The 21,500-nt window shown below is 63.4% G+C and carries 24 protein-coding genes and 1 tRNA gene; 16 read left to right on the top strand and 9 right to left on the bottom strand.

Annotated elements, in window-relative coordinates:
- Nucleotide 1 precedes the first annotated feature (1 nt).
- From J5251_RS02320 to J5251_RS02305, 4 genes are all read left to right on the top strand, one after another.
- Nucleotides 2-907 (top strand): amidohydrolase family protein, encoded by a 906-nt coding sequence (locus J5251_RS02320; protein WP_208575061.1) that lies wholly within the window; start codon nt 2-4, stop codon nt 905-907.
- Entirely contained in the window at nt 904-2,112 is a 1,209-nt protein-coding gene (locus J5251_RS02315) for an acyl-CoA dehydrogenase family protein (RefSeq protein ID WP_208575060.1), read from the top strand. The genes J5251_RS02320 and J5251_RS02315 overlap by 4 nt, the downstream gene beginning before the upstream one ends.
- 44 nt (nt 2,113-2,156) lie before the next feature.
- Nucleotides 2,157-2,612, top strand: a complete 456-nt coding sequence (locus J5251_RS02310; protein ID WP_074700654.1) for a MaoC family dehydratase — start codon at nt 2,157-2,159, stop codon at nt 2,610-2,612.
- A 65-nt stretch (nt 2,613-2,677) separates the two neighbouring features.
- On the top strand, nt 2,678-3,670 hold the full coding sequence (locus J5251_RS02305) for an ABC transporter substrate-binding protein (RefSeq protein WP_208575059.1): 993 nt from the start codon (nt 2,678-2,680) through the stop codon (nt 3,668-3,670).
- A gap of 130 nt (nt 3,671-3,800) precedes the next feature.
- On the opposite strand, the gene J5251_RS02300 is transcribed toward J5251_RS02305, so the two are convergent.
- From J5251_RS02300 to J5251_RS02290, 3 genes are all read right to left on the bottom strand, one after another.
- Nucleotides 3,801-4,634: an aldo/keto reductase gene (locus J5251_RS02300; RefSeq protein WP_208575058.1), complete on the bottom strand. Its 834-nt coding sequence runs from the start codon at nt 4,632-4,634 to the stop codon at nt 3,801-3,803.
- 160 nt (nt 4,635-4,794) lie between these two features.
- Nucleotides 4,795-5,355, bottom strand: a complete 561-nt coding sequence (locus J5251_RS02295; RefSeq protein WP_208575057.1) for an NAD(P)H-dependent oxidoreductase — start codon at nt 5,353-5,355, stop codon at nt 4,795-4,797.
- Nucleotides 5,356-5,477: 122 nt separating this feature from the next.
- Nucleotides 5,478-5,858 (bottom strand): helix-turn-helix domain-containing protein, encoded by a 381-nt coding sequence (locus J5251_RS02290; RefSeq protein ID WP_208575056.1) that lies wholly within the window; start codon nt 5,856-5,858, stop codon nt 5,478-5,480.
- A gap of 139 nt (nt 5,859-5,997) precedes the next feature.
- Between J5251_RS02290 and J5251_RS02285 the strand changes: the two genes are divergently transcribed.
- On the top strand, nt 5,998-6,843 hold the full coding sequence (locus J5251_RS02285; RefSeq protein ID WP_139007110.1) for an HpcH/HpaI aldolase/citrate lyase family protein: 846 nt from the start codon (nt 5,998-6,000) through the stop codon (nt 6,841-6,843).
- A 21-nt stretch (nt 6,844-6,864) separates the two neighbouring features.
- Here the strand turns inward: J5251_RS02285 and J5251_RS02280 are convergent, their stop codons facing one another.
- Nucleotides 6,865-7,728 carry an SDR family oxidoreductase gene (locus J5251_RS02280; protein ID WP_208575055.1) on the bottom strand — a complete coding sequence of 288 codons (864 nt, stop codon included), beginning with the start codon at nt 7,726-7,728 and terminating at the stop codon, nt 6,865-6,867.
- A gap of 88 nt (nt 7,729-7,816) precedes the next feature.
- Here J5251_RS02280 and J5251_RS02275 point away from each other — a divergent pair, with 88 nt between their 5' ends.
- The 4 genes from J5251_RS02275 (at nt 7,817) to J5251_RS02260 (ending at nt 11,239) form a co-directional block, all read left to right on the top strand.
- Nucleotides 7,817-8,623, top strand: coding sequence for an SGNH/GDSL hydrolase family protein (locus tag J5251_RS02275; protein WP_244250763.1), 807 nt, complete (start codon nt 7,817-7,819; stop codon nt 8,621-8,623).
- A 152-nt stretch (nt 8,624-8,775) separates the two neighbouring features.
- Nucleotides 8,776-10,044: an MFS transporter gene (locus J5251_RS02270; RefSeq protein ID WP_139007139.1), complete on the top strand. Its 1,269-nt coding sequence runs from the start codon at nt 8,776-8,778 to the stop codon at nt 10,042-10,044.
- Nucleotides 10,045-10,165: 121 nt separating this feature from the next.
- The gene (locus J5251_RS02265) at nt 10,166-10,732 is read left to right on the top strand and encodes a DedA family protein (protein ID WP_208575053.1); all 567 of its coding nucleotides are present in this window, start codon (nt 10,166-10,168) and stop codon (nt 10,730-10,732) included.
- 9 nt (nt 10,733-10,741) lie between these two features.
- Entirely contained in the window at nt 10,742-11,239 is a 498-nt protein-coding gene (locus tag J5251_RS02260) for a DUF456 domain-containing protein (protein WP_139007113.1), read from the top strand.
- A 36-nt stretch (nt 11,240-11,275) separates the two neighbouring features.
- On the opposite strand, the gene J5251_RS02255 is transcribed toward J5251_RS02260, so the two are convergent.
- Nucleotides 11,276-11,746: an Lrp/AsnC family transcriptional regulator gene (locus J5251_RS02255; RefSeq protein WP_139007114.1), complete on the bottom strand. Its 471-nt coding sequence runs from the start codon at nt 11,744-11,746 to the stop codon at nt 11,276-11,278.
- Nucleotides 11,747-12,022: 276 nt separating this feature from the next.
- A complete protein-coding gene (locus tag J5251_RS02250) occupies nt 12,023-12,529 on the bottom strand; it encodes a hypothetical protein (RefSeq protein ID WP_139007115.1) in 507 nt (168 codons plus the stop codon).
- 157 nt (nt 12,530-12,686) lie between these two features.
- On the opposite strand from J5251_RS02250, the gene J5251_RS02245 reads away from it, so the two are divergent.
- A tRNA-Ala gene (locus J5251_RS02245) sits at nt 12,687-12,759 on the top strand.
- Nucleotides 12,760-13,015: 256 nt separating this feature from the next.
- Here the strand turns inward: J5251_RS02245 and J5251_RS02240 are convergent.
- Entirely contained in the window at nt 13,016-13,303 is a 288-nt protein-coding gene (locus tag J5251_RS02240) for a hypothetical protein (protein WP_208575052.1), read from the bottom strand.
- A gap of 1,145 nt (nt 13,304-14,448) precedes the next feature.
- Between J5251_RS02240 and J5251_RS02235 the strand changes: the two genes are divergently transcribed.
- From J5251_RS02235 to J5251_RS02225, 3 genes are all read left to right on the top strand, one after another.
- Complete coding sequence (locus tag J5251_RS02235) at nt 14,449-14,916, top strand: GatB/YqeY domain-containing protein (protein WP_139007117.1); 468 nt, start codon at nt 14,449-14,451, stop codon at nt 14,914-14,916.
- Nucleotides 14,917-14,954: 38 nt separating this feature from the next.
- Complete coding sequence (locus J5251_RS02230; RefSeq protein ID WP_139007118.1) at nt 14,955-15,848, top strand: ribonuclease Z; 894 nt, start codon at nt 14,955-14,957, stop codon at nt 15,846-15,848.
- Nucleotides 15,849-16,056: 208 nt separating this feature from the next.
- On the top strand, nt 16,057-16,464 hold the full coding sequence (locus J5251_RS02225; RefSeq protein ID WP_208575051.1) for a hypothetical protein: 408 nt from the start codon (nt 16,057-16,059) through the stop codon (nt 16,462-16,464).
- Nucleotides 16,465-16,934: 470 nt separating this feature from the next.
- Here the strand turns inward: J5251_RS02225 and J5251_RS02220 are convergent, their stop codons facing one another.
- Entirely contained in the window at nt 16,935-17,444 is a 510-nt protein-coding gene (locus J5251_RS02220) for a DUF3830 family protein (protein ID WP_208575050.1), read from the bottom strand.
- A gap of 158 nt (nt 17,445-17,602) precedes the next feature.
- Here J5251_RS02220 and J5251_RS02215 point away from each other — a divergent pair, with 158 nt between their 5' ends.
- The 3 genes from J5251_RS02215 to J5251_RS02205 are packed head-to-tail and all read left to right on the top strand — an operon-like array spanning nt 17,603 to nt 20,591.
- Complete coding sequence (locus J5251_RS02215; RefSeq protein WP_240793263.1) at nt 17,603-18,367, top strand: maleate cis-trans isomerase family protein; 765 nt, start codon at nt 17,603-17,605, stop codon at nt 18,365-18,367.
- Nucleotides 18,368-18,396: 29 nt separating this feature from the next.
- Nucleotides 18,397-19,149 carry a maleate cis-trans isomerase family protein gene (locus J5251_RS02210; protein WP_208575049.1) on the top strand — a complete coding sequence of 251 codons (753 nt, stop codon included), beginning with the start codon at nt 18,397-18,399 and terminating at the stop codon, nt 19,147-19,149.
- A gap of 5 nt (nt 19,150-19,154) precedes the next feature.
- Nucleotides 19,155-20,591 carry an amidase gene (locus tag J5251_RS02205; RefSeq protein ID WP_208575048.1) on the top strand — a complete coding sequence of 479 codons (1,437 nt, stop codon included), beginning with the start codon at nt 19,155-19,157 and terminating at the stop codon, nt 20,589-20,591.
- Nucleotides 20,592-20,623: 32 nt separating this feature from the next.
- Here J5251_RS02205 and J5251_RS02200 read toward each other — a convergent pair whose 3' ends face one another.
- The gene (locus tag J5251_RS02200; RefSeq protein WP_171059494.1) at nt 20,624-21,472 is read right to left on the bottom strand and encodes a GntR family transcriptional regulator; all 849 of its coding nucleotides are present in this window, start codon (nt 21,470-21,472) and stop codon (nt 20,624-20,626) included.
- Nucleotides 21,473-21,500: the final 28 nt, after the last annotated feature.

The following is a 21,500-nucleotide window of genomic DNA, read 5'->3' as shown; positions in this document are numbered from 1 at the left end:
CATGGCGGCGACGGCATACGAACTCGGGATCGACGCCGGGGCGATTGAAGCGGTCGACATGCACGTGCATGTGGAGATCGACAGCTGCGGCCACGTGTCCCTGCCTCCGGCGCTGAACGACGCGTCGAGCAAGTACTTCAAGGCCGAGGAGCGCACGCCGTCCCTGGACAGCATCGCGGAAACCTACCGCGGGCTGAACATGGCCGCCGTCGTCTTCACCGTCGACGCGCGCACCAAGCTCAAGCGCGAACCCAACAGCATCGAGGACATGGTCGAGGGCGCGGCGCGGAACAATGACGTGCTGATCCCGTTTGGCTCCGTCGACCCGCTGACCGGTGCGGACGCGATCGACCGGGCCAAGCGGCTGGCCGGCGACTACGGGGTGCGCGGCTTCAAATTCCACCCCAGCCTGCAGGGCTTCGACCCGAGCGATGAGCAATACTACCCTCTCTGGGAGGTGCTGCAGGAAATCGGTCTGCCGGCAATCTTCCACACCGGCCAGAACGGCATGGGTGCCGGACTGCCCGGCGGCTACGGCATCAAGTTGGCCTATTCCAACCCGCTGCTGCTCGACGCCGTCGCTGCGGACTTCCCGGAGTTCCAGATCATCATGGCCCACCCCTCGGTGCCCTGGCAGGACGAGGCGAATTCGATTGCCACGCACAAGGCAAACGTCTACATCGACCTCTCCGGATGGTCCCCGAAGTACTTCCCGGAGTCACTGGTCAAAATGTCCAACTCCGTGCTGCAGGACAAGGTCCTCTTCGGCACGGACTACCCGCTGATTACCCCGCAGAAATGGCTCAGCGCATTCGCCGACCTGCCGCTGAAGGATGAAGTCCGGCCGAAAATCCTGAAGGCCAACGCCGTGAAGCTGCTGGGCCTCGAGACTGGGAAAAAGGCATGAGCGTGACCGCAGACGTACGAACCGGAGCCGCGGCGGGACGGTTCTACCCGTCGGACCAGTACGGCTTCTCATCCCTGCTAACCGAGAATGAACTCGCGGTGCTGGGGCGGCTGCGCAAGGTGCTGGACGAGCAGGTCCAGCCGCTGCTTGCCGACTACTGGGAGGCCGGAGAGTTCCCCTACCAGATTGCGCAGCCGCTGTTCGATCTGAACCTGATGGAACCCTCGCAGCCCGACGGCGGCGCCACCGCCAGCGGGCTCTATGTGGGGTTCCGGAACTTTGAACTGGCCCGCACTGATGCCTCCGTGGCGACGTTCTACAACGCCCAATCCGGCCTGTTCCGCACCGCTGTCAATCTCGGCGGCAGCGCCGAGCAAGCGGCGGAACTGGACCCGAAGATCCGCTCCTTTGAGTACAAGGGCGTCTTCGCGCTGACCGAGCCGGAACATGGCTCGGACATCGCCGGCGGGCTGGAAACCAGTGCCCGGAGGGACGGCGACACCTGGATCATCAACGGCGCCAAGCGCTGGATCGGGGGAGCGGCCTCCGCCGACGTGCTGGCGGTTTTCGCCCGGGACGAGGCGGACCAGCAGGTCAAGGCTTTCCTTGTTCAGACCGACGCGCGGGGCGTGGCCATCTCCAAGATCCACCGGAAGACCTCGCTGCGCATGATGCAGAACGCCGATATCGACTTCCGCGATGTGACAGTGCCGGAATCCGCGCGGTTGCAGAACGTCAACTCCTTTGCCGACGTCGCCGCAATGCTGCGGAACATGCGCTCGGACGTAGCGTGGATTGCTGCCGGACTGCAGGCCGGGGCTTACGAGGCGGCGGTGCGGTACGTGAAGCAGCGCCAGCAGTTCGGCAAGAGCCTGGGCAGCTTCCAGCTGGTACAGGAGAAGCTTGCCACGATGCTAGGCAACGTCACCGCTTCCCTTGGGATGGTGGTGCGGCTGACCCAGCAGCAGGAACAGGGCATCTACGCGGATGAGAACTCCGCGCTGGCCAAGATGTTCTGCTGTGCCCGGATGCGCGAAACCGTCGCCCTGGCCCGCGAAGTGGTTGGCGGCAACGGGATCACGCTGGACACCGACGTCGCACGTTTCCACGCCGATGCGGAAGCTGTCTATTCCTACGAAGGCACGCATGAGATCAATGCGCTGATCGTCGGGCGGGCTATCACGGGCAAGGGAGCCTTCCGCTAGAAATCCGTCAGAACCATCAACATCTACCCTTTCAGGAGCATCTTATGAGCAACCTCGTTGTCACTTTCGAAGAACTGTCCGGGCTGGTCGGCAAGGACCTCGGCTACACCGATTACCTTGAGATCACCCAGGACCAGATCAACACCTTCGCCGACGCCACCAATGACCACCAGTGGATTCACACAGACCCGGAGAAGGCCAAGGACGGTCCCTTCGGCGCCCCGATCGCGCACGGCTTCCTCAGCCTGTCGCTCATCATCCCGCTGTGGAGCGAACTGTTCGACGTCGAGGGCGTCAAGACCAAGGTCAACTACGGACTGGACCGCGTCCGCTTCACCAACCCGGTCAAGGTCGGTGCCAAGGTCCGCCTGCACTCCGTTATCGCCGAAGTCACCGAGGTCAAGGGCGGCGTGCAGATCAAGACCAGCAACACCATCGAGATCGAAGGCGAAGAACGTCCCGCCGTCGTCGCGGAATTCCTCGCCCGCTTTTACGCGTAAACCCCACGCCAGGACACGTCAGCGTCCGGGCGAACTCACTACCCACCTCAAGGAAGAGGCTCGTTATGAAAAGGCACATCTCTAAAGTTCTTGCCGGTGGCGCCATCGTTGCGCTTGCTCTGACCGGCTGTGGATCGGGCTCTCCGTCCGGATCCGGCGGCAGCCCGGCCGGATCGGGGGCGGCTAAGGAGGGACTGACCGATGTCACTGTCGGCATCCTGTCCATTGCCCCTTCCGCCGCAGTGCAGTACGGCATCGACGAGGGCATCTTCGAAAAGCACGGGTTGAATGTTGAACTGCAGACCGGCCAGGGCGGCGCAGCGATGCTTCCGGCTGTTTCCACCGGCACCATGAATTTCGCGGTGGGCAATCCGCTCTCGGTCATGACCGCGGTGGATAAGGGCCTGGACATGAAAATCGTGTCCGGCTATTCGGCTTCGCATGCCGAAGGCGAAGATGCTAACGGTGTGGTGGCAAGGAAGGACTCGGGGATTGAGAACTTCGCCGATCTGGAAGGCAAGACCACGTCGGTCAATGCCGTCAAGACACAGGGCGACCTCACCATCATGGAAAGCGCGGAGATCGACGGCGGCGATCCCTCGGCATTGAAGTTCAACGAGATGCCGTTCCCAGATATGGAAGCACAGCTGGAACGGGGCAACACGGACGCTATCTGGATTCCGGAGCCCTTCCTGTCGCGGGCACTGGCCAACGATGAGTACAAGCTTGTGGGCTACCCGAACCAGAAAGCCATTCCGGGCATGCCAACGATGGTGACCTTTACCAGTGGCGGCTTCGCCGAGGAGAATCCGGAGATCGTTGCCGACTTCAAGGCCGCTGTGACGGAAACTCTTGCCGCTGCGGAAGAGGATCCCGACGCCGTGCGTGCAATCCTGCCGGAATTCATGGGGATGGACGCCGCCGTTGCTGAGAAGTTGAAGATGGAAGCCTTCAATGGTGAAGTCCCGGCCGAGCAACTGCAAAAGATGGGCGAGCTCATGCTCAAGTATGAGTTCGTGGACAAGGCGCCTGATGTGGCAGCCATGACCGTCCAGTAACCGAACGTACTAACCCGCGGATGGGCGGTTCCCTGTACAGGGGAGCCGCCCATACGCGTGCTTTCCTCGCTTAGAGCTGCAGGCAGGCGCGGAGCAACACCAGACAGCCCAGGGCAGCTGATCCGCAGGCTTAGTGGCCGAACCTGTCGGCGTCGAGAATCTCGTCGTCGCCGATATCCAGAGCGCTGATCCGGTGCAGCTCCTCGCCAGTGAGGACGAAGTCGAAAATGCTGAAGTTCTCTGCCAGCCGTTGCGGATTCGACGACTTGGGGATGACGACGTGCCCCAGCAGGGTGTGCCAGCGCAGCACGATCTGGGCCGGTGTCTTCTGGTACTTTTCGGCCAGTTCCGTGATGACCGGCTCTTTGAGCAGATCGCCGCCGCGGCCGATGGGGCTCCAGGCCTGGGTAGCGATGCCGCGTTCCTGGTGGATGGCGACGATGTCCCGCCGGGTGTGCCTCGGATCCAGTTGGATCTGGTTTACCTCAGGCACGAGGCCCGAATCGAAGAGGTGCTGCAAATGGGCCGGCTTGAAATTGGAGGTGCCGATGGCGCGGACCCGGCCGTCCGACAGCAGCTTTGTCATACCCGCAAAGGCATCGACGTACCGGTCCTGGGCGGGATTGGGCCAGTGGATGAGTAACAGGTCGATGTACTCGACGCCTAGGCGTCGGGCGCTGGCTTCAAAGGCCTGTTCAACGCCGTCGTAGCTGTGCCATTCCTTGTTGAACTTGCTGGTCAGGAAGACATCGCCGCGGTCCAGCCCGCTGCGCCGCAGACCCTCGCCGACTCCTTGTTCATTGCCGTAGTTCTCGGCGGTATCGATCATCCGGTAACCGATTTTCAGGGCTGCCTCGACGGCGTCGGCTGTTTCCGCGTTGTCCATGGGCCAGGTGCCAAGGCCAAGAAACGGCAGCTTAGCACCGTTCCGCAGCTCAATGATCGGAGCAAGTTCTACGCTCACGGGACCTCCTGTGATCGTTTCTGAAGCATGGGTGATGTTGCCAGACCCTCAGCCTAAGGGCTCCCGCGCTCGGGTTGAACCCGGAAAGCAAAAGCGGAGAGCCGCTGCCCTGGCTGGTGCCAGCTGCAGCCGCTCTCCGCTCCGTATCTGGTGAGGATGCTTACGCATTGACCAGTTCCACCGCGTTGGCCAAGGCGGAGACGACGCCGGCGATCTCGGCGGCCGACTCGGCGTGGTCCTTGGGGTGGGTCGTGGCGAAGACCTCGAAGCGGGCGCCGATGGACAGCTTGGCGTCCTCGAGCACCTTGGCCTGGGCGATGCCCAGCGCCTTGCGGGCGTCGTCGTGCGCCCACTGTGCACCGTAGGGGGAGGGCGAGGTGCCGATGACTGCGGCCGGCATGCCGTTCAGCGCGCCGGCGCCGAACGGGCGGGACAGCCAGTCGATGGCGTTGTTCAGCACGGCCGGGGTGGTGCCGTTGTATTCGGGGGAGACCAGCAGCACGGCGTCCGACTCCTTGGCAGCCTCGCGCAGCGCCTCGGCGGCTGCCGGAACGGAGCCTTCAACGTCCAGGTCCTCGTTGTAGAACGGGATGTTCTCGAGGCCGTCGTAGATCCGTACGTCGGTACCTTCAGGGGCGACCGTTGCGGCGGCTTCGGCCAGCTGGCGGTTGATGGAACCGTTGCGAAGGCTGCCGACGAGGGTCAGGACCTTGATGCTCATGAAATCTCCTAGCAAAGTAGTACGTGCACCATCGGTAACCACGTACTTCCCTGCAACCATTCCCCACAAGGCCTGTTTCGCCCTGTGTTTCCGCTCACGGTAGGCGCGAAGCGCCAGGTGGCTCAGCCTTGCGGCTGCTTCTGTTCGCGGGTTTCGAGCCAGGCGAGCACATCCCGCAGCCTGATGCGCCGGTGCGTGCCGCGGTATTCCACCGGGATGGTCCCGGCATCGGTCAGCCGCCGCATATAGGTGAGCGAAACACCGGCAACTTCGGCCGCCTGCGAGGTATTGAGCAGGTCCTCGGCGGAACTGACCATGACCGCGTCGCCTTGGGCAAAGCGTTGCAAAACATCGACGACGGCGTCGCGCGCCTGGGTGGGAAGCTTCACCGTGGTGCCATTGACGAAAACGGTTACATCATCGCTGTCTGCCAGGGCCCGGGCCAGCCGCTTGGTTTCGGCGTCGGACAAAGCGTCGGTGGTGCGGGGTTTCAACTGCGCCATAATCACACCTTAAGCCACAGCTGCTACACAGGCCGAGCGCCGGGCCGTAGGCGCACAAAGCGCGTGAATCGCGTGATGTTGACCGCATTCTTCACCCAAGAAGTTAGCTGGTTGCGCCTGCGTTAAGTAGGCTCTAAGTATGCCCACGTTCAGAAACAGCCGCGCCGCAGCACTGCCTGCAAAACTTTCCCGTTCCTGGCTCCTCGCCTCGGCCGCCGATGAAGCCAATTTCGCTCCGGCGCTGGCGTCGGAAGCCGATTCGGTGATCTTCGACATGGAAGACGCAGTGCCGGCCCCGGGCAAGGCTGAAGCGCGCGAACGCGTGGTGGAAGCGCTGTCCACGGGCATGACGGCCTGGGTGCGCGTGAACGGCATCGACACCGAGTACTGGGCCGATGATCTGGCGGCGCTGTCCAAGGCGCCGGGGCTGCGCGGTGTCATGCTGGCCATGACCGAGCGGCCGGACCAGGTCACCCACACCGCCATGCGACTGCAGGCCGGCACCCCGGTGCTTGCGCTTATCGAGTCGGCCATCGGCATCGAGAACGCCACGGACATTGCGCGCGCTCCGGGCACCTTCCGCCTGGCTTTCGGAGTGGGCGACTTCCGCAAGGATACCGGCGCCAGCGACGATCCGATGGCCTTGGCCTACGCGCGCTCCCGGTTGGTCGTGGCGTCCCGGGTGGGGCAGCTGCCCGGCCCGATCGACGGCCCCACCGTGGGCGCGCTGGGCGATGAGCTGAAGCAGGCCTGCAAGGTCACGGCGTCCATGGGCATGACCGGCAAGCTGTGCCTGCTGCTGGAAGCCGCGGACACCATCAATAAATCGCTTTCGCCGAGCGAGTCCGAAATCCGCTGGGCACACGAACTTCTGGACGCGCATGCCGCCGGGGCCGTGGTGGGCGATGGCTCCTACCTGCCGCGACTTGCCCGCGCCGAAAAGATCTCCTCGCTCGCCGACTCGTACGGCCTCTGGAACGCTTAAGGTTCTCGGGGCATCCGGGACCTACTGGGCAAGCAGGTCCCGGAGGCTCAGCGGCGGACGGCCGGTGAGCAGCTCGACGTCGTTGGTTGTCTGGTCCAGCTCGCCGTTGGCGATCGCCGTGTAGGTGCTCACCCACGCATCCAGCTGCCAGTCGGGGGCGCCGTAGTGCGCCCGGGAGGCGTACGCTTCTTCAACCGTTTCATTGAGGAACGACGTCGGCCGTCCCGTTGCGTCGGCGATGATGGCTGCCGCTTCGGTCAGGTTGATCGATTCCGGTCCGGTCAGCTCGTACGCGAAGCCGGCGTGAGCCACGGGCTGCTGCAGGATCGCCGCTGCGGCGCGGGCAACATCCTCGCGGGCCACGAAGCCGGCCTTGCCGTCGCCGGCCGGGCCGCGGATGACGCCGTTCTCATCGGCAAAGTGCGGCAGGATGTCGGCGTAGAAGTTGTTCCGCAGCAGTGTGTGCTTGCGGCCCGTTTCCCGCAGTTTCTGTTCGGTGGCGTAGTGGGTCCGGGCCAGGGTGAAGGTGGCGTCCGGCCCGGCGCCGAAGAACGAGGTGTAGACGATGTGCTCCACGCCTGCCTCCACGGCGGCGTCAATGAACGTTTCGTGCTGCTCGAGGCGGTCCTCGGACTCAGAGGCGGAGACCATGAGGAGCGTCTTGATGCCTTCCAAAGCACGGCGGGAGGCGTCCTTGTCGCCAAAGTCGGCCTGCGCCGTCGTCATGCCTTGAAGTTTCGGGGCCTTGGTCTCATCGCGCACAATCAGGCGTGCCGGGACTCCCACCTCGGAGAGCAGCCGGGCAACCATGCCGCCCAGGGAGCCGCTGGCTCCGGTGATGGCGGTTTCGGCGGAAGCGGACGCGGGAGTGGGTTCAGCGCTCATGGGTACAGCATATTCCGCACTGCCGCCGAGCAGGGAAGTTCATCCGCTGTTTGCCCGGCCGTTGCCGCGCGCGGCTAGCGTGAGGCGGGTGGCAGGTCTATTTGTAGCGCTCGGGGATAGTTTCACGGAGGGTGTGGGGGACCGCGACGCCAAGTTCCCCAACGGCGTGCGTGGCTGGGCGGACCGGGTGGCGAAGCAGCTGGGCAAGCAGGACCCGGAGTTCCGCTACGCCAACCTCGCGGTGCGGAGCAAGCGGCTGCACCAGATCGTGGCGGACCAGATCGAGCCCGCCGTGGCGATGAAGCCGACGCTCGTTTCCTTTTATGCCGGCGGCAACGACATTCTTGAGCTGCGCAAGGATATGGACGCCCTGCTGCAGCAGTATGAAAACGCGGTGGCGCGGCTGGCCTCCACCGGCGCGCAGCTGCTGCTGTTCACCGGCTTCGATGTGATGCTGCCGCCGGTGCTCGAGCCGATGCGGCGCCGCAACTGGCTGTACAACGAGGCGGTGCGCGAGATTGCCCGCCGGTACGATGCGCTGCTGGTGGACCACTGGGCGTTTGAGATCTACCAGGACCCGCGGATGTGGGACACCGACAAACTGCACATGTCTCCGGTGGGGCACAAATACATGGCCGCGCAGGTGCTCTCGGCGCTCGGCGTGCGGCACACCCTCAAGCTCAAGCAATTGGAGCCGCTGGAGCGGGCGGGCTGGCGGGAGCTGGCGCGGGTGGAACGGGCCTGGCTGCGGGACTGGGTGGTGCCGATGTTCGGGCGCAAGCTTAAAGGCGTCACGCTGGGGGACAACCTGCCGCCGCGCTGGCCGGAGCCGGTGCAGGTTTCGGCGGGGCTGAAGAAGCTCGCTAAACAATCCGGCCGCGCGCCGGTCGGCTGACCCACGGGGCCTAAACTGGTTCCATCATGAAGACTATGCGCAGATTCAAAACACCCTTCGTCTGGCTCGTCGTCGTGGCCATGGTGGCCACAATCGGGGCGGGCTTCATCACGCAGTTCGCCGGACAGTAAGGGGCGCAGCGAGCGGTGGCAATCCAGGATCCGGGCGAGACCGGGCAGGCTTTTCCCGCGGCCCCGGACGTTTACAGCGAACCCACCCGTAAGGTCGGGCCGGGCTGGATCACCGCCGTCCTGCTGACTAACCTCGGCATCAACGCGGTCCTCTTCGCCTCGCTGCAGGTGCTGCTGGCCCAGCAGTCGCAGAGTTTCGACGCCGCGAACAAGGAAGCCGTGCTGGCGCTGGCCACCGGGTTCGGCGCGGCCGTGTCGCTGGTGGCCAACCCGATCGCCGGGGCGCTCAGCGACCGGACCACCTCGCGACTGGGCCGGCGCGTCCCGTGGGTCCTCGGCGGAACCGTCCTGGCCTTCGCCGCCCTGCTCATGCTCTCCGGGGCCCCGAACGTCGCCGTCATGGTTCTCGGCTGGTGCCTGGTCCAGGCTGGCTGCAACGGCGCTTATGCCGCGGTGACGGCCACGATTCCGGACAAGGTGCCCACGCTGCAGCGCGGGCAGGTGGGCGGTCTGGCCGCGATGGGCCAGACCGTGGGCATCGTCTTCGGTGTGGTTCTCGCCAATCTCGCCGGTGGCTTTGTCCTCGGCTACATTTACTGCGCGGTGTTCCTGGCCGTAAGCATCGTCGCGTTCCTGATCAAGGGCCGGGACACTCCGCTGGATCCGGCCCTTCGCCCGCCGTTTGTGTGGGGCCGGTTCCTGAAGAGCTTCTACATCTCCCCGGCCAAGTACCCCGACTTCGGCTGGGCTTGGCTGACGCGGTTCCTGGTCAACCTGGGCAACAACCTCTTCACGCTCTACCTGTTCTTCTTCCTGCAGGACGCCGTGGGCCACGCCGATCCGGCCGCCGGTGTGCTGATCCTGACCGGCATCTACGCGGTAATGGTGATGATTACCGCCGTCATCGGCGGACCGTGGAGCGACCGGCTGGGCCGCCGGAAGCCGTTCGTGATCGCTTCCGCGGTGACCATTGCGACGGCGTCCATGCTGGTGGCATTCTGGCCTAGCTGGCCGATGGCGCTCGTGGCGGCGGCCGTACTCGGAGCCGGTTTCGGCATGTTCCTGGCGGTCGACTTCGCCCTGCTGACCCAGGTGCTGCCCAGCGCGGCGGACCGGGGCAAGGATCTGGGCGTGATCAACGTGGCGAACTCGCTGCCGCAGGTTTTCGCGCCGCTGGTGGCGGCCCCCGTGGTGCTCTACCTGGGCGGCTACACAGCATTGTTTGTGCTCGCCGCGGTGGTGGGCCTGCTCGGGGCGGTGTTCGTGGTGAAGATCAAGGGCGTGCAGTAGGCGAGCAGTAACGGAACAATTCGGGTGGAACCGGCCGTTACGTGGTGGGGTACTCCGTTCCACAATGTTTCTACAGGCTGTAGAATTTAGGTGTCAGGACGGCAGCGTCGAAAGGAAGTTTGTGGATATTTTCCTCGACCTTCCGTTGGGCTGGGCGATTCTGGCACTGTTCTGCGTCGCCATGATGCGCTCAAACGCCACCTACTGGATCGGCCGCGGAATCGCCGCCGGCGGCCGCCATACGCGGTTCGAGCGGCACCTCAACGGCCCGGTCATGAAGCGTGCCGAGCGGTTCATGAACACTTTCGGACCCTTCGCGGTCACGCTGTGCTTCCTCACCGTCGGCATCCAGACCGCGGTGGTCAGCAGCGCCGGAATCGCGAGGATGCGAATGATCCGGTTCCTGCCCGCCGTCGTGCTGGGCAGTCTCCTCTGGGCAATCGTCTACGCAACGGTGGGGATGGCCGCGATCGCCGCCTGGGTGGCGCTGGTCCTCGCGTCCCCGATCGCCGCCGTCGTTATTGTGGTGGTACTGCTGGGCGTTCTGGGCTTCCTGATCTGGCGCAGGAACCGCGGCAAGCGGCAGGGCCCACAACCGGAAGAACTAACGACGGCGGAGCCCGCCGAGGGCGCGTCCGATCCGACATTCAGTGCGGCGCCACCGGACCATACGGACCGTTCCGCATAGGCTGGGGCTATGGAAGCCCAGATTATCGTCACGCTCGTTTGCGGCCTGCTCATCGCCGTCGGCGTAGCCGGAATTATTGTTCCCGTGCTGCCCGGTGCCATCACTATCGGCGTCAGCCTGCTCATCTGGGCGCTCGTCCTGCAGAACACGGTGGGCTGGGTGGTGTTCGCGCTGGGCGCGGTGCTGGTGGTTGCCGGCATGTTGGCCAGCGCCGTCCTCACGGGCAAACGGCTGAAGGGCCGCCAGATTCCCAACCGCTCCATTGTGGTCGGCGTGGTGGTTGGACTGGTGGGCATGTTCGTCATCCCGGTGGTGGGACTGTTTGTCGGTTTTACGGTAGGCCTGCTGCTCAGCGAGTACCTGCGCCAGCGGGAACTGCGCCCCGCGCTGCACTCAAGTGCGGTTGCGTTGAAAGCGATGGGAATCGGCATCCTGATCGAGCTGGGCTGCGCCTTCGCAGCCGGCAGCATCTGGAGCATCGGCGTCATCCTGCACTTCTTCTTCTAACCCGCCGGCTTTCCGCCGAGCGGCTAGCCCCGGCGGCTACTCTTCGTGGAGCAACCCCGTGATGCGGTAGGGGATGACCTCCCGCAGGAACATCTGCGTGGACGTCCTGGTGATGCCCGGGCACAGCCTGATTTCCTCGCTGACCCGGTACAGGTCGTCCGGGCTCCTGGCCACCACCCGCAGCAGCAGGTCGGTATCTCCGGCCGGTGCGTGGCATTCGAGCACCTCCGGAATGTTCCGCAAGGCGTCGATGGCATCGTTGAGCTTGCTCTGGTCCAGCTCGGCGCTGACCATGGCCGTGACGCCGCGTCCGACGGCTTCGGGAACGACCCGGGCCGAATTCGGTCGCAATGTGCCAGCCGCCGCCAGCCGTTCCAGTCTGGAGTGCACTGTGCCGCGGGCCAATCCGAGCTTCTGTGCGAGCAGCATGACGGGAATCCTGGGATCCTCGTCGAGGGCGAGGAGGATTTTGCGGTCCGTCTGGTCGAGTTGCTGCAAAATGACCACTTCCTGTCCTGCAAAGGGTGCCTACTTTGATCAGTTTGACCAACTAATGAACCAACTATTGCACGGATTGCCCGAGTCCTGCTGAAATGGTTCCCAGAACGGACCGCGCCACAAGCAAGTGTCCGTGAGGTGCAGGAGAAACGGCACAACCCGCCGCGAACCTGTCAGAGGAGCCCGCAAAGCGCCGACCTTGTTGTTCACCAGCTTTAGACCCCTGAATCCGCCGATCCTGGCAGATTCAGGGGTCTTGCTGCTTTATGCACTGGCCGGCGGGCGTCAGCCGGAGGCCTCCACCGGCGCCTGGGTCCTCGGCTGGAAGAACCGGCGGTAACCAAGGAACAGCACAATGGCCAGTCCGATGGTCACCGTGATGAAGGTGAGCGTGGTGTCTCCGGACAGGAAGCCGCGGAAAATGCTGTAGATCAGGGTGAAGAGACTGCCCAGCATGACGCCGTTGGCGAGAACCTTGTTCCGCTTCTCGAGCAGCAGGCTGAGCCCGAGCATCACCACCGACGCTGCAAGCGATACCGTGGTGACATTGCGGTTGTAGGCTTCGTTTTCATCCATCCAGGCACGGTTCGCGATCTCGTATTCCCGCTGGGCCTCCTGCTGCTGGGCCAGCTCTTCATTCGTTGGCGACGTACTTGTCGGGACGGACAATTCGATGGGAAATTCCGGCATCTCAGGCGGCGGGTAGAAGGTCCGGACGCCGAGACCGACGAACAACGCAAGAATGACCCCCAGGAAGACCGTGTAAACGGCCTTGAGCACTTTGTCGTCCATGAGCAGATTCTAGGTCTGTTGTGCGGTGTCGGCATGGCTGCGGGAGAAGTGCTCCCGATTCGTTATTGCCGGCTGTGTGATGCCGTCGCGTAAAGGTTTTTAACGCCTCAGCTTGTTCCAAAGCCGCCAGCCGCCATATGATCGAACGCAGTGGCACGGGGCTTTAGCTCAGTTGGTAGAGCGTTTCGTTCGCAATGAAAAGGTCAGGGGTTCGATTCCCCTAAGCTCCACTATTGACGGGGATTTTTGCCTCTTGCTGGAGGCAACCCCGCACTTTGCCTCGATGGCCGTTCTGAAATCGCATTGTCATGGCACTACGGTAACGCCATCTGCGGGATAGCTTTTGATTCCGGTGCATGCGGTTGTGAGCATGAACTAGCCAAGCATAAGTGAGTGCTTCAACATAATGGAAAGCGGCGGAAAGGATTCCTCTCCGTCGCTTTCCGTGTAGTGCTGTGCCGCATCCGATCGGCTGAATGAATGTGTTCAGCCGTTGAGCTCATGAGTGACGACTTCGTACTCTTCGACGTCGAGAATCTCCAGCTTCAGGGAACTGCTTGCCTCGGAGCGAAGGCTGTTCGCCATTTCCTTACTTGCAGCCAGGTTCTCCTCTGTGTCGTACAGCGCGATGGATAAAGACTTACCGCTCCCCTTCCCATTCATGAAATAAAAGCCCCGGCAGCCCGGGATTTCCAGCACCCGCCTGACGAGATCCTGAGCTGGGCCGCTGGAACCGTCCTGGCTGCCTCGGTAAGTGCTGACTCGAGCAAACATAGTTGCCTCCAATGGTTTATTAGCCGGAGCCTCGCCTGCCGCTGCCTATCCGGGCGCCATTTTCGGGGGTCAACGTCGCCTCGCGGCAAGCTATATCGGTGGTCAGGGCTCCTCCCACCAGTAGGAACCTGTCAGCGCCTGCAGGCAATACCGGGACCGGACAATATTGCCGGCACTTCGTCACAGGTAGGGCTACTTGCAGTCGTTCCGGTACTGCCGTGCATGGCACCCAGAACCGCAGCCGGCATACTTGCGTTCATCCACTCCTAGGGCTGGCTAGAAGCATCAGCGTGAGGCCGCACTGTGCCGTTTCATCGCGTTGAACGGCCCTATTATCGATGTGCAGGCTCACCCCGTGTGCGCCAGGAGCGGTCCCTGGAGCGCTGAAGCCGGCTGCTTGACTCCAACGCCGCTATCCATCGTCTCCTCTCCGGTCATGTAACGGTGAAGAACCCAGGTATTGGTCGCGCTGCGCGGTGAGGTGCTCAATATCGCGTCGGTGGTTTGCCGAAGGGAACGCTCGGTGAAGAGGGAGGTGATCCTTCCGATTTCTGCCTTGGTGGGTGTCGTAAATTGACGCGAGCTCATGCAGGAACAGCATGCTGTTCCTGCAACCGGCCGACGATCCGGTCAAGCTCTTTGCGGTCAACATCACGCAACACCGTTCGGTCCAGGAGTCGTTTGGTCTCGTTCAGGTCCCTCGGCTCCATGGCCACTCGCCTGACATACGGACTGATTGGACCTGAGCTGCGCGAGTTGAGCCAGCGCCAGTTCCGGCTCCGTGAGGCACACCACCAGATGAATATTGCTGTTCGCCCCTTAAAACGTTTCTCCTGTGCAAATAATGGGGAGTACAAACAGAATGGAGGAAGCAACATGCGTGGAAGCAGTCTTATTTGGACCATCGTAGGCGTCCTGGCAGCCATTGCCTTGATCATCTGGATCGTTTCGGCGGTTTAGGACATCTCCTCCGAGTAGTTAGAAGAAGCCCCGGCCGCAGTTCATTGGCCGGGGCTTCTTCGCGCACCAGGACTTTGTGCACTGGGCGCAGACAGCGGCACTACCGCTGGCAGCCCGCAAATCTTGAGCATGCGTAAGACATATTGTGGAGGCAGGCATATTCGGCTATCGGAACGAGGAACACTATGACCACGCTCAAAGAACAGCTCAAGGCCGACGTCGTCGTACATATGAAGGCAGGCAACAAGGTTGCCTTGACCACCGTGCGCAACGTCCTGGGAGAAATTGCCACGCGTGAGAAGTCAGGCAAGACGCCGATGGAACTGGACGATGCCCAGGTGACTGCCCTCCTGCAGAAGGAAGCAGCCAAGCGACGCGACACCGCCAACACCTACACCGAGGCGGGAGAAGACGGCCGCGCTGCCGCCGAGATTGCCGAAGCGGAGATTATCGAGGCCTACCTGCCGGAGCCGCTCACGGCAACGGACGTGGAGGCCATCGTGGACGGGGTAATAGCCGGGCTCAAGGCCGACGGCGCCGAGCTCTCGATGCGACAGATGGGTGTGGTCATGAAGCCGGTCACCGCCAAGGTCGCTGGCCGCTTCGACGGCAAGGCCGTCAGCGAGATCGTCCGCAACCGTCTCGCGCAGTAGCTGCCAGCAGGCCACGGATAAGTGGCACACTCTGTTCCATGCGTGAATTCGTTGTCTTCGGCACTGGCTCGCAGGTTCCCACGCGGACCCGCAACCACAACGGGTACCTGCTGCGCTGGGACGGCGAGGGACTGCTGTTCGATCCGGGGGAGGGCACGCAGCGGCAGATGATCTATGCCGGCGTATCCGCGGGGCAGATCACGCGCATCTGCCTTACCCACGTCCACGGAGACCACTGCTATGGCCTGCCCGGCGTGCTGTCGCGCATGGCGCTGGACGGCGTCGCCCATCCGGTGGATCTGCACTATCCGGCCTCAGGTGAGGAAGTTGTCAAAGCGCTGGTGTCCGTTTCGTCCCCCGGCATCGATCTGCGGCTGCATCCGCACGCGGAGGCTGGGCCGATCGCGCCGGGACTGGAGGTGCGGCCTTTGCATCACCGCATCGAAACCTACGGCTACCGGCTCGTCGAACTTGATGGCCGCACACTCTTGCCGGAGAAGCTTGCGACCTCCGGGATTTCAGGGCCCGACGTCGGCCGCCTGCAGCGCGAAGGGAAGCTGGGCGGCGTGAACTTGGAGGATGTGAGCGTTCCGCGGCCTGGCCAGCGCTTCGCATTCGTGATGGATACGGCTCCTTGTGCAGGTGCCGAGGAACTGGCGGATGGCGCCGACATGCTGGTGGCTGAGTCCACTTTTGACGATGATGAGGCCGAACTGGCCGCCCAGTACCGACACCTCACGGCTGGGCAAGCAGGTGCCTTGGCGGCCGCCGGCGGGGTTGGACTGCTGGTGCTGACCCACTTCTCGTCGCGTTACGTAGACGTTGGACCGCTCGAAGAACAGGCGCGTGCGCAGGCAGGTGGAACAGTTGTCCAAGCGGCGAACGATTTTGACCGGATTGGATTCCCCAAGCGACGGCGCCAATCTGCTTAGGAGGTTTTTCCAAGTCTCGTATACGAAAGTAATAGTGGTCAGAGACCCCATACGGTCAAAGGCCCTGGACCCCGGCGGCTCGCCCCAGCTGCCGGGGTCCGGTTATGTCAATGGCTAGCGGAGTGCAACGAGGGGGGACAGGGACGGCGCCCAGTCCCCTGGAACCGGACGCCGTGCTTCTTATTGATCCTAATTAGTGCTTGCGGTCGTGATCACGGTTACAAATGCGGACCGAGTCATCGCTACGTACCCAGCCTTCTTCCTCGCTGTGAGTGAAGGCCACATAGCGGCCGCAACGCAGATCGCGGAACTCGACAGTAAAGTCTTCCTCATCGTCGTCCAGCCATACGCGCTCCCGCTCCACGACATGCCCGTTGCGGACAAGGTAAACGGTCACCCGCTGGTCGTCTTCATATCCTTCGCCGCTGACTTCGACGGCTCGTCTACCATCTCTCTCAATTTCCAGCACAGCGTCGTCGTTGTCGCCGCGATCGCGGTGGTTGTCTCTCCGATCGTCGTGGTCGCGGCGGTTGTCTCTCCGGTCGTCGTGGTCGCGGCGGTTATCGTCTCCGTCGCGCCAGCGGCCGTCGTTGTCCCTTTGAGGATGGTCCGCTAAAGTGGCGGATCCGCTATCTGCGCTGGCTGGTGCTGCAATTCCCAGTCCTGCAAGGAGTCCAAGCAACGTACCTGTGATTAAGGTAAACAGGCGCCACGTTATTGATGACTTTTTCATGATGACTTTTTACTTCCTGGTTTTGCCGGGCACAGCGAATCGCACGAGCGTTCGCCTCGTTTCCCTGAAAACGGCACAAGCCCCCGGCCACGCATCCTCGCGTGCCGTTTCATGTTGTGCGAAGACCGATCGCGGCATCACTCGGACCGGTTTGTAATCGTACAGTTCCAGTTTGCTTCAACTGGTGAAGCCCTCCCCAAGAGCTTGCCCCTGCACCGTGCTTCTGCGGTGTGTCTGTAACAGTAGGCCTGCGATAACTTGCCGACAACCCCGAAATTGGGTATTTACTTCAGCAGTTAGGCCGGTCGGCGCAGGGCAGGGCACTCCCGCAGGTTGGGGGGACCGTTCAAGCCTCAGCCGGTGGGCTCGTGGCGCGAAAAGGTAAGCGTCTCTCCGCGCGCTCCATCCATCCAGATGCTCTGGCAGGCGGCAGCCATTTCTTCGAGTCCTTCGACTACCGTCCCGAAGACGTTTCCCGGTACCCAGCCCTGGTCCCCGTTGATCAGCAGGTTGTTGCGGCCGTAGAACAACGCCAAATCGATGATGGCTTCAGGCGTCTGGACCCGGTCGCCGGCGTTGTAGCCGTAGGCCGGGGTATGGAGGATGTCCGCGTTGAAGGTGAAGTAGCACAGGTCGCCGGGGATCGGGGTGATGGTGGTGTTTTCCGGTCCAGGCTCCTGCGGCGCGAACGCCGGCAGCAGGTTGTAGATCTCGTTGCGTGCGTACTTGCCGTGGAAGACCTGGCCGGATTGTGGCAGCGCATCCCAGACCGCCACTGCCGTCCTCGGGGCCTCGTCGTCGAGCAGTCTGGCAATGCAGGAGACCTGCCGCTGCTCCAGCGAAACCTTGATAAACCGGGCCACCTGATCCTCCTTGTTCGCGTTCCTGCCAGCCATAACAGCTCGATAACGGCGGCAGGAAAAATACACAAAAAATTTCCTTCGATTCTTAATGCGAGGGTAACCGATCATGCCCTACGATTGTCAACAATCAACCATTGCGGTACGTGTGAGGAGGGGAAATGACTTCACTTGCAAGCTATGCAAGTATGGTCCCGGCGGGCCCGCTGGTGCTGAACAAAATCGGCGTAGTCGCCCCTTATGACATGGCGTTGGATCACGAAATGGCGCGCTGGGCTGAAGGCCGCGCGGACCTCTATTTCGCCCGCTCGCCCTTCGAGCCTGTCCTGGTCGGCGTCGAACAGGCCGAGCTTGTGAGCCGACCGGACATCGTTGCCGATACGGCCTGGCGGATCAGCGCTGTTTCACCGGATTGTTATATCTACGCCTGCACGTCCGGCAGTTTTATTCACGGTATCCAAGGTGAACGGGAATTCGTCTCCGCGGTGCAGGGCTACGGCGTGCCTAATGTCCTCACCGTTTCCGGCGCCATCCTCAAGGCCCTGGCGGCACTCGATCTGCACAGCATCGCCGTCGCCACGCCCTACACCGCACCCGTCACCGAACGTTTCGTGAAGTTCCTGAATGAGGACGGGTTGGACGTCCGGCACGTCTCGATGCTCGGGCTGTCGGGCGAGATCTGGAAGGTGCCCTACTCCTACACCGCCGAACTGATTGTTTCCGCCGACCGGCCGGATGCCGAGGCGATCGTGGTGGCCTGCACCAATCTGCCGACCTACCACTTGATCGAACCGCTGGAGCGCCTGCTCGGCAAGCCCATTATTACCGCCAACCAGGCGGTCATGTGGGCCGCCCTCCACCATCTGGGCCTGGCACCGGTGGGGCCGGGCCAGCGACTCCTGAGCGTCCACCCGACGCAACGATAGAACGCCGAATGAAGAAAGCAGGTGCAGACATGACCCGAGTGCCCACCATCGGATTGCTCTACCCCGGAGTCGGAGCCGAGGACGACTTCCCTCGGCTGGAACAACGCCTTGACGGCCAGCTTCGGCTGCCGGTGGTCACGACGGCCGGGGGAGACGTGCTCCATACGGTGGACACCCTCGTGAACGTGGGCAGTACGGCAAACCTACTCGACGGCGCTCGCCGGGTCGCCGCCTACCAACCCGATGCGGTGATGTGGGCCTGCACCTCGGGCTCCTTCGTGTACGGCTGGGAGGGCGCGCAGGAGCAGGCCCGCCGGATCGGCGAAGACCTGGACCTGCCGGCATCCTCAACCTCGTTGGCCTTCGCGCACGCGGTCAAGCACCTCGGGTTGTCCACCGTAGCCATTGCCGCCAGCTACCCCGAAGATCTGGCCCGGCACTTTCGGCGTTTCCTCGCGGATGCAAGCATCGACGTAGTTCATCTGGGCAGCAGCGGGATAGCGACGGCGGGAGAGGTGGGCCTGATGGGCTTGGATGAGATTGCCCGCATGGCCGCGGCCGCGGACCGCCCCGAAGCGGAGGCAGTGCTGATCCCGGATACCGCCATGCACTCGCTCGCCTGGCTCGACGAACTTGAGGACGCCGTCGGCAAGCCCGTACTCACGGCCAACCAGGTCACCGTCTGGGAGGGGCTGCGCATCGCCGGCCTGCTGCGGAACTTCAGCGGCCTGGGCAGCCTGTTCCGCTCCACCGAAGCCATCCGAATTCCGGCAGGAAGCTGACCACCATGACCACCGAAACAACGACGACGGCGCTCGCCGACTTCTCCGCCGTAGAACTGCTTCAGGGGTACAAGGCCAGGGAAATTTCGCCGGTCGAGGCCACCGCGGCGAGCCTGGCGCGCATCAAAGCGCACAACGCCGAATTCAATGCGTTCTGCCTGGTCGCGGAGGATGAGGCGCTGGCCGCGGCACGGGAATCAGAACAGCGCTGGGCTGCGGGTAAGCCGGCCGGGCCGCTGGATGGCGTGCCCACCTCGATTAAGGACCTGCTGCTAACCAAGGGCTGGCCGACGCTGCGCGGTTCCAAGCTGATCAATCCGGACCAGGAATGGAACGAGGACGCTCCCGCGGTCGCCGCGATGCGCGCGGCCGGTGCGGTGTTCGTCGGCAAGACCACCACGCCGGAGTTCGGCTGGAAGGGCGTGACGGACAACCCGCTGACGGGCATTACCGGCAACCCGTGGGATGCGTCCAAAACCTGCGGCGGTTCGTCCGGTGGTTCGGCAACCGCCGTCGCGCTGGGCATGGGCGCACTGTCCGTGGGGACCGACGGCGGCGGCTCGGTGCGGATTCCCGCGTCGTTCTCGGGGATTGTGGGTATGAAGCCGACCTACGGCACCATTCCGCTGTACCCGCCGACGCCGTATGGCACGCTGGCGCACGCCGGACCGATGACGAGGACGGTTCAGGACAACGCTTTGCTGCTGGATGTGCTGGCCGCCTCCGATTCGCGGGACTGGTCCGCGCTGGCACCGCCGCGGCAGTCCTTCACTGAGGGGCTGTACGACGGCATCAAGGGGCTGCGGATGGGCTTCAGCCCGGACCTGGGTTTCGCCACAGTCGATCCGGAGGTAGAGCGGTTGGTGGCCCGGGCCGTGGACCTGCTTGCCACGCTTGGTGCGGAGGTCGAGACAGCGGATCCGGGCATCCAGGATCCGATCAATGAGTACCATGCGTTGTGGTTTGCCGGGGCCGGCAAGGTCATCCGTGCCTACGACGAGGCACGCTGGGGCGAGCTGGACCCGGGGCTGCTGGAGGTCTGCCGGCAGGGCCACGCGGTGACCGTGGACCAGTACCTCGACGCCAACGCTGTCCGGGCGAATCTGGGCCTGCGGCTCGGCGCTTTCCACGAGCAGTATGACCTGCTGGTCACCCCCACCATGCCGATTCCGGCGTTCGACGTCGGCTGTGAAGTTCCGCCGGGATCCGGCCTGAAGCGTTGGGCCCAGTGGTCCCCGTTCACGTACCCGTTCAACATGACCCAGCAGCCAGCCATCAGCGTGCCGTGCGGTTTGACAGCCTCGGGGCTGCCGGTGGGACTGCAGATTGTGGGCCCGCGGCACGCCGACGCGCTGGTGCTTCGGGCTGCGGCGGCGTATGAGCAGGCACGCGGGGAATTCGGGCGGCCGCCGGCACTTGCGACAGGGGAGCGGCGGGAGTAGTTTCGGCGGCGGAGCGTTCAGCCGGCGGATTTTTAGGCGCTGGCCGGCGCCGGGACTGCTGCGGCGTCGCGCTTGGACACGGCGGTCGGCTTGGCCGCCGCTCCGGCCGGTGTCTCCGCATCGCGACTAGGTGTCTGCCCGTCAGGCGAAGGCGCTTCGGCTTCGGCGTCGGGAGCCGTTATGTCTGCTTCCTGCAGCCGCAGCATTTCCTCCATGGACTCGGTGAGGTCCACCGTCGCTGTTTCCATGTGGTCCACGATGGCGGCATGCAAGCCCTCGGCGTCCTTGGCGACGAGCAGGTCGATCATCTGCTGGTGCTCTTCGACCAGCATGTCGATCCGGCGGTAGGAGATCTTTACGTGGACCATGCAGATCCGGGATTCTGCCGCTAGGGTGATGAACATGCGTGAGAGACGCGAATTACCCGAGGCCGCCACGAGTGTTTCGTGGAACTTCAAGTCGAGTTCGGCGACCTTGGTCCAGTCCCGGGCCGCTACGGCATCCGGTAGCTTCCTAACCAGGGTGGTCAGCTTTCGTGCGGTCTGCTTGATGGTTTTGTCACCGGCTGCGATTATTTCGGCGGCGGCCGCCGTTTCCACAGCCCGCCGGGCAACGTAGATCTCATGGACGTCCTTAGGCGTGAGCTCCAGGACGAAGACTCCGCGGTTCCGGTGGCCCACTAGCAGGCCCTCCTGGCTCAAACGCTGGAGTGCTTCCCGCACTGGCCCGCGGGACACCTTGAGCTTTGCGGCGATGGCAGCCTCGGTGACTTGCTCGCCCAGCTCAAAAGAGCCGTTGATGATGCGGTTCCGCAGCCGGTTGGCGATCAGCACAGCGGTGGGACGCTCCTCCAACGCCGCCAGATCGTCAAGTCCAGGCATGTTGGAAGCCCTCCGTCGATTGTTGACC

It is taken from the genome of Arthrobacter crystallopoietes (assembly GCF_017603825.1).
Classification (GTDB): Bacteria; Actinomycetota; Actinomycetes; order Actinomycetales; family Micrococcaceae; genus Crystallibacter; species Crystallibacter crystallopoietes_B.
This window is presented reverse-complemented; position numbering and strand designations above follow the sequence as displayed.